Annotated in this window: 7 protein-coding genes; 6 read left to right on the top strand and 1 reads right to left on the bottom strand. The window is 29.9% G+C overall.

Going from position 1 to position 7,179, the window contains the following annotated elements:
• The 6 genes from ABCP60_RS05460 to ABCP60_RS05435 all read left to right on the top strand — a co-directional run.
• Positions 1–225 (top strand): mannonate dehydratase (locus ABCP60_RS05460; protein WP_271893128.1); only part of this gene is annotated, 225 nt, incomplete at its 5' end.
• A gap of 165 nt (positions 226–390) precedes the next feature.
• Entirely contained in the window at positions 391–762 is a 372-nt protein-coding gene (locus ABCP60_RS05455) for a glucuronate isomerase (protein WP_343101427.1), read from the top strand.
• Between the two features lie 20 nt (positions 763–782).
• A complete protein-coding gene (gene uxaC / locus ABCP60_RS05450) occupies positions 783–1,808 on the top strand; it encodes a glucuronate isomerase (RefSeq protein ID WP_343101439.1) in 1,026 nt (341 codons plus the stop codon).
• A gap of 19 nt (positions 1,809–1,827) precedes the next feature.
• Entirely contained in the window at positions 1,828–2,835 is a 1,008-nt protein-coding gene (locus ABCP60_RS05445) for a TRAP transporter substrate-binding protein (RefSeq protein WP_195929039.1), read from the top strand.
• 21 nt (positions 2,836–2,856) lie between these two features.
• On the top strand, positions 2,857–3,387 hold the full coding sequence (locus ABCP60_RS05440) for a TRAP transporter small permease (RefSeq protein ID WP_195929037.1): 531 nt from the start codon (positions 2,857–2,859) through the stop codon (positions 3,385–3,387).
• A gap of 37 nt (positions 3,388–3,424) precedes the next feature.
• A complete protein-coding gene (locus ABCP60_RS05435; RefSeq protein WP_343101426.1) occupies positions 3,425–4,732 on the top strand; it encodes a TRAP transporter large permease in 1,308 nt (435 codons plus the stop codon).
• 70 nt (positions 4,733–4,802) lie between these two features.
• Here the strand turns inward: ABCP60_RS05435 and ABCP60_RS05430 are convergent, their stop codons facing one another.
• Positions 4,803–7,055: a glycoside hydrolase family 3 N-terminal domain-containing protein gene (locus ABCP60_RS05430; protein WP_343101425.1), complete on the bottom strand. Its 2,253-nt coding sequence runs from the start codon at positions 7,053–7,055 to the stop codon at positions 4,803–4,805.
• Between the last annotated feature and the right edge of the window lie 124 nt (positions 7,056–7,179).

Below are 7,179 nucleotides of genomic sequence, written 5' to 3'. Positions count from 1 at the left end.
GAAAGTAGCTTTAATGAAGTAGCTCACTTATCTGAGTGTGGATCACTTGATTTTTATGAAATAGTAAAAGCATATTGCGACTATGACTTTAAAGGACCATATAGACCAGACCACGGTAGAATGATATGGGGAGAAACAGGAAGACCAGGATATGGATTATATGATAGAGCTTTAGGAGCAGTTTATATAAATGGATTAATAGAGGCTATAAATAAGAATAAATAATGAAAATAAAAGTAGTGTTTTGAAATAAATTTTATTTCGAAACACTTTTTATAAAAAATAGTATAAAAGGTAAAATAATGAAATATATTAGAAAATATTAAGAGGCATGTTAATATTTAATGTAGTAAGAAAACGATATTAAAAATATTAATTTAGGAGAAAGTTATGAAAAAGTTTATGGATCAAGATTTTATATTATCAAATGAGATAGCTAAAATCTTATATCATAATAATGCTTCAAAAATGCCGATATTTGATTACCACTGCCACTTGCCAGCAGTTGAAATAGCAGAAGATAAAGAATATGAAAATATAACTCAAATGTGGTTATACCATGATCATTATAAGTGGAGAGCCATGAGAAGTTTTGGAATAGATGAAAAATATATAACTGGTGATGCTAGTGATTTTGAAAAATTCTATGAATTTGCAAATATGATGCCTTATTTAATAGGAAATCCTATATATCATTGGTCACATCTAGAACTTAAAAGATACTTTAATGTTGAAGATACTTTAATGTTGAAGATACTTTAAGTGCAAAGACTGCAAAAGACATTTGGGAAAAATGCAATAATGCTATGGTAAAAAAGAATTTAACTGCCAGAAAATTAATAAGTATATCTAATGTAGTTTATATAGGAACTACAGATGATCCAGTTGATGATTTAAAATATCATAAAGAAATTAATGCTGATGATAGTTTTGAGTGTGAGGTAAGACCTACATTTAGACCAGATAGAGCATTAAAGATACAAAATAAAGATTTTTGTGATTACATAAAGTTATTAGGGAAAACAGAAGATACAGAAATTAAAAATTATGATAAATTAATAGAAATATTAGAAAAAAGGTTAAATTACTTTGTAGACAATGGTTGTAATATAACAGACCATAGTTTAGAAAGAGTTTATTTTAAACTTACTAACAAAGAGGAAGTTGCGAGTATATTTGTTAAAGTTTTAGCGGGAGAAGAAATAAGCATAGAAGATGCTCAAAAATACACAACATTTACATTAATAGAATTAGGGAAAATGTATAGTGAAAGAAATATGGTAATGCAACTTCATATAGGTGCACTTAGAAATAATAATACTAGAATGTTTAATTCTGTTGGAGCGGATGTAGGATTTGATAGTATTGATGATGGGGAAATCGCTTATTCTTTATCGAGGTTATTAGATAGCTTAGATGTAGAAGATAATCTACCTAAAACTATTCTTTATTGCTTAAATCCAAAAGATAATGAAGTATTAGGAACTATGATTGGAAACTTCCAAGGCGGACAAGTTGCAGGGAAAATTCAATTTGGATCTGGGTGGTGGTTCAATGACCAAAAGGATGGAATGGAAAGACAGCTTATAGCACTTTCACAATTAGGTTTAGTTAGTAAATTTGTAGGAATGCTTACAGATTCAAGAAGTTTCTTATCATTTACAAGACATGAGTATTTCAGAAGAATTCTTTGCAATTACTTAGGAAAGTTAGTTGAAAATGGAGAATATGCATATGATTTAGAAATATTAGGCAATATAGTAGAAGATATATGTTACAACAACGCTAAAAAATATTTTATAAAATAATCCTAGGGGGAATTTATATATGAATAAAAGGATTAAAGTGATTTTACTTGCAGCTATAACTAGTTTATCGGTAGTTGGATGTAGTTCAAGTAAAGGCAATGAAGCAAGAGTTATGAGGGTTGCTCACAACCAAGGTGAGGAACATCCAATACACTTAGCACTAAAAGAGTTTGAAAAAATTGTAGAAGATAAAACTAATAATGAAATAGATATACAAGTATACCCAAATGAGTTATTAGGTGGACAGCGTGAGTCGGTAGAACTTACTCAAACAGGAGCTATAGATATAGCTGTTGGAAGTATAAGTTTGCTTGAAAGTTTTAATAAATCATATAGCGTATTCAACCTTCCATACTTATTTAATAGTAAAGAACATTATCATTCTGTAATGAATGACAAAGATATAATGGGTGATATATATGAGTCAACTAGAGAATCTGGATTTGTTGGTCTTACATGGTTTGATGCAGGCTCAAGAAATATGTACACAACAGATAAGCCTATAATGAAGCCAGAAGATTTAAAAGGGAAGAAAATAAGAGTACAACAAAGTCAAACAAACATAAGAATGATGGAATTATTAGGTGGTTCTGCTACACCAATGAGTTTCGGAGAAGTTTATACTGCTCTTCAACAAAAGGTTATAGATGGCGCTGAAAATAATGAATTAGCACTTACTAATAATAAGCATGGAGAAGTTGCAAAGTATTATTCATATAACCAACATGGTATGATTCCAGACATATTAATAATGAATGCTAAGTTATTAGATAATTTAAGTGAAGAACATAGAAATATAATATTAGATGCGGTTGATGAAATAAACAAATTCCAAGTTGATGCTTGGGAAGATAAAGTAAGTGAAGCAGTAGAACAATCAAAAAAGATGGGGGTTAAATTCTACTACCCAGATACAGAACCATTTAAAGAAAAAGTTTTACCACTTCATAGAGAAATGACTGAAAATGACAAAGAAGTAAAAGTTATATACGATAAAATACAAGCAAAAGCACCAAAAAGTAAATAAATACTAGTAGGGGGAAAAAAGATGAATAAGTTAAGAAATATGTTAAACAAAGTAATAGAAGTCATATGTATGACACTACTAGCATTTATGGTAGTTTTAGGTACTTGGCAAATAATAACTCGTTATGTTCTAAATAATCCAAGTACAGTATCAGAAGATTTACTAATATATTCATTTGTATGGATGGCTTTATTAGGTTCAGCTTATGTATTTGGTAAAAAAGATCATATGACTATGGTATTTTTTAGACAAAAACTTGAATCAAAAAGCCCTAAAGTAAAAATGATATTAAATGTAATGACAGAATTGGTAGTAATGATATTCTCAGCGTTAGTTTTAGTATTAGGTGGACTTCAAATAAGTATGTTAGCTATGGGGCAAATATCACCATCATTAGGAATATCTATGGGATATATATATTTAGCATTGCCATTATCAGGAGTGATAACGATTATTTACAATATATTAAACTTAATTGATTTAAAGCAAGAGATGACTCAATCAAACAGAGGGGTAACTCAATCAAATAGAAAGAATGAAAACGTTGTGTAGAAATAAAAAATATAATTAATCTGAGGGAGATAAGTTTATGGAATTAGCATTTCAAGCAGGTTCAGCTATAGCTATTGCGTTTCCTATACTGCTTTTATTAGGAATACCAATATCTGTAACTATAGGTGTAGCATCTATATTTGGAATATTAACTACATTATCATGGGATGTAGCAGTACTAACTGGGGCACAAAGAATATTTACGGGAATAAGTAGTTTTTCATTATTAGCAATACCATTTTTCGTATTAGCAGGAATAATAATGAACAACGGTGGTATCGCGTTAAAATTAGTAAACTTTGCAAAAGTATTAAGTGGTAAATTACCAGGATCTTTAGCGCATACAAATGTAGTAGGAAACATGTTATTTGGAGCAGTAAGTGGTTCTTCAGTTGCAGCAGCTGCTGCAATCGGTGGAACAATGTCTCCACTTCAAGAAGAAGAAGGTTATAATAAAAATTATAGTGCGGCAGTTAATATAGCATCTGCACCAACTGGGCTTTTAATCCCTCCAAGTAACTCACTTATAATATATTCATTAGTAAGTGGAGGAACATCAGTAGCAGCACTATTTATGGCTGGATATATACCAGGAATATTATGGGGATTATCAGTAATGGTAGTAGCATTTATACTTGCGAAAAAGTATAAGTATTCAACTAAATATAAGATAATCTTTGGTGAAGCTATGAAAATATTTATAGATGCACTTCCTAGTTTAGCTTTAATATTTGTAATAATAGGTGGTATAGTAGGTGGTATATTCACAGCTACAGAAGGAGCAGCAGTTGCAGTTGTATATTCTTTCATATTATCATTCTTTTTCTACAAATCTATAAAAGTAAAAGATATGCCTAGAATACTGTTAGAAACAGTTGAAATGACAGGGATAATAATATTCTTAATAGGGGTATCATCAATAATGTCTTGGGTTATGGCATTTACAAATATTCCAAGTGCAATAACAGAATTATTATTAGGAATATCTTCAAATCCAGTTGTAATATTATTAATAATGAACTTAATATTATTAATAGTGGGTACATTTATGGACTTAACTCCAGCAATATTAATATTTACACCAATATTTTTACCAATAGCTAAAAACTTTGGAATGGACTCTGTCCAATTTGGTATAATGCTTATATTTAACTTATGTATAGGTAATATAACACCGCCAGTTGGAAATACACTGTTTATTGGATGTAAAGTAGGTAAAACAAAACTAGAAGATGTAATAAAATACTTATTACCATTCTATGTAGGTATATTGGTTGTACTTATGTTAGTAACATTTATACCAGAAATAAGTTTATTTATACCTAAACTTATGAAAATGATTTAACTCCATCATAAAAACCTCGACAATACATAAATGTCTTGTCGAGGTTTTTTATTTATAAAGATTAGATTACTTATTTAATTTTATATTTTGCTACTCTATCATCATTTATAACTCCGTTAAAATCAAGACCATATGCAAATTTATATACATTTCCTAATTCATCCCTATAACACTTCATATCATGAGGAACATCTTCACATTGCTTTTCTACAGTTTCCATATTAGCAGGCATATTAAATGGTAACAATCCACTTGGATTTACATTTCCACTAATTATATCCATTATAGCTTGTGTTTGAGCACCAAAGTCTGTAATTATTGCATCTACATATTGCTCAAATTCTCCTACTATAGTTGGATTCGTCATATTTAAAGAAACTATCACAGGTTTTTTACCAATAGCTTTTCTTGTTTCTAATATTATATCTAAATCTGATTCGTTACTAGCAAAGTTAGTCTTTCCTAAGTAAGATCTATTAGTTGATGATTCTAATGGGTCGCCTCCTGCAATACTTGTTTTTCTTGCATTTACTGCAGTATAAGGTCTATATTGTAAACTTATTGGTAAGTATCCTTCTTCTTTTGTATATCCAACAGTTTTAGGAGATTCTATAAATACGATTGAAAAATCAGCTTCTTTTGCATCATCTACAACATCAAAGTATTTTTCTACTATAACTTTACTAACAGGATCAATTTCTCTAGCAGGTATTACATTACCAAACCAGTCTTTACTTTCTTTTATTCTTCTTTTTGGAATATATACTTTTTTTCTTTCCTTTATTGGAAGTACATTATTTTTATTTTTTAACATAATTAATGATTTTAATTGTGCATCATATCCAGCTTGCATAAATTCAGGGTTACCTACTAATTCTTGAGACTTATCTACATCTACATATGGATTTTCAAATAATCCTGTTTTAAAAATATTAAGTAGTAACCTTACTGCTGATTTTTCAAATCTAGCACGCATAAATTCTTCTCCATGTTCCGTAACACCCATTTTATATGCATTAAGTACTGGTTTAACTTCATTATTTCCTCCAAACTGGTCAACACCAGCCATAAGTGCTTTGTAGTGTCTTTCATCTTCTGAAAGAGTTTCAACACCCCAACACTTTCCTGATATGAAGGCATCAATTACTTGATTATCTTTAGTAATTAACCAGTCTGTACATACAACTCCATCGTATTTATATTCATCTCTTAATAAATCATTTATTATATATTTGTTATATGAATTACCTACATTTTCACCATTTTTCTTATCTTGGTTATAAGATATAGTGTAGTATGGCATTACGGCAGAAGCTTTTTTAGTTTTTCCTTTTAATTTAAATGCACCTTCTGTAAAAGGTATTAGATGTTCATCAAAGTTATTTCCTGGATATACAGCAAATTTACCATAAGCATAGTGAGCATCTCTACCACTTTCTCCACTACCTCCACCTGGCCAATGTTTAACCATTGCATTTACACTATCATATCCCCAACCATCATTTATCTCACTTTCACCATATGAAGTTTGGAAGCCATCACAATAAGCCTCTCCTAAATCTCTTGATAAAATTGGGTCTTCTCCAAGAGTACCATTAAATCTCATCCATCTTGGTTCTGTTGCTATATCTACCTGTGGAGATAAAGCTGTAGCTATTCCTAAAGCTCTATATTCTTTAGCTGCTATATGTCCAAAATTTCGAACTAATTCACTATCAAAAGTAGCAGCAAGACCTAGTGGCTCTGGCCATTTTGAAATATCTCCACCTGCACCTGCATTAAATTCTGTATCTGCACTTGCACCATGTCTTGGGTCACTACTTGTATTTACTGGTATTCCTAATCCTATTTTTTCTACAAAAGCTTGCGCATTATTATTCCATATAGCGGAAGTCTTGGCATCGTTTACTACTGTTATTAGTACATGTCTTAAGTTGTCATTTAATAAGAAATTCTTTTGTTGATCACTTAAATCAGTTATTTTAGCATCACATTCCTCTAGCTTTTTACGATTATATGTACCTGCAAATGCTTTAGAGAAAAAGTCATCTTTAGTTGAAATAGATTGATGTGCACTATAAAGCATTAGCCCTGCTATTTGCTCAATACTCATTTTTGATGCTAAATCTTTAGCTCTTTCTTCTATTGGTAATCTCCAGTCTTCATATTTTTCTAATTTTCCACTTTTACTTAAGTTTTTAAAAGCATATCCATCTTCTTCAATTATTTTAACTCCTGAGCTAGGTGAATAAGCTATATTTTGACCACCTTCATTTAAGATAATATTATAGCCTTGTTTTTTAATTTCTTTCCATTTTTTCATAGTCATAATTCCCCTTTTTACTTTAATTTACCTTATTGATGATTATTTTAAATATCACTATCAAGTATGACTTGATTGTTTAGTTATATATAATATATTATCAATAATAATAGTATAATTTTTG

The organism is Romboutsia sp. MSSM.1001216sp_RTP31141st1_G3_RTP31141_220114, assembly GCF_039031195.1.
In the GTDB taxonomy this organism is placed as follows: domain Bacteria; phylum Bacillota; class Clostridia; order Peptostreptococcales; family Peptostreptococcaceae; genus Romboutsia_C; species Romboutsia_C hominis.
The sequence above is the reverse complement of the archived record's forward strand: the minus strand, read 5'-3'. Positions and strand labels throughout refer to the sequence as shown.

Coding starts and splice junctions, on each gene's coding strand:
- ABCP60_RS05430 (WP_343101425.1), bottom strand. CDS start 7,055: ATGAAAAAATGGAAAGAAATTAAAAAACAAGGCTATAATATTATCTTA.
- ABCP60_RS05455 (WP_343101427.1), top strand. CDS start 391: ATGAAAAAGTTTATGGATCAAGATTTTATATTATCAAATGAGATAGCT.
- ABCP60_RS05440 (WP_195929037.1), top strand. CDS start 2,857: ATGAATAAGTTAAGAAATATGTTAAACAAAGTAATAGAAGTCATATGT.
- ABCP60_RS05445 (WP_195929039.1), top strand. CDS start 1,828: ATGAATAAAAGGATTAAAGTGATTTTACTTGCAGCTATAACTAGTTTA.
- ABCP60_RS05435 (WP_343101426.1), top strand. CDS start 3,425: ATGGAATTAGCATTTCAAGCAGGTTCAGCTATAGCTATTGCGTTTCCT.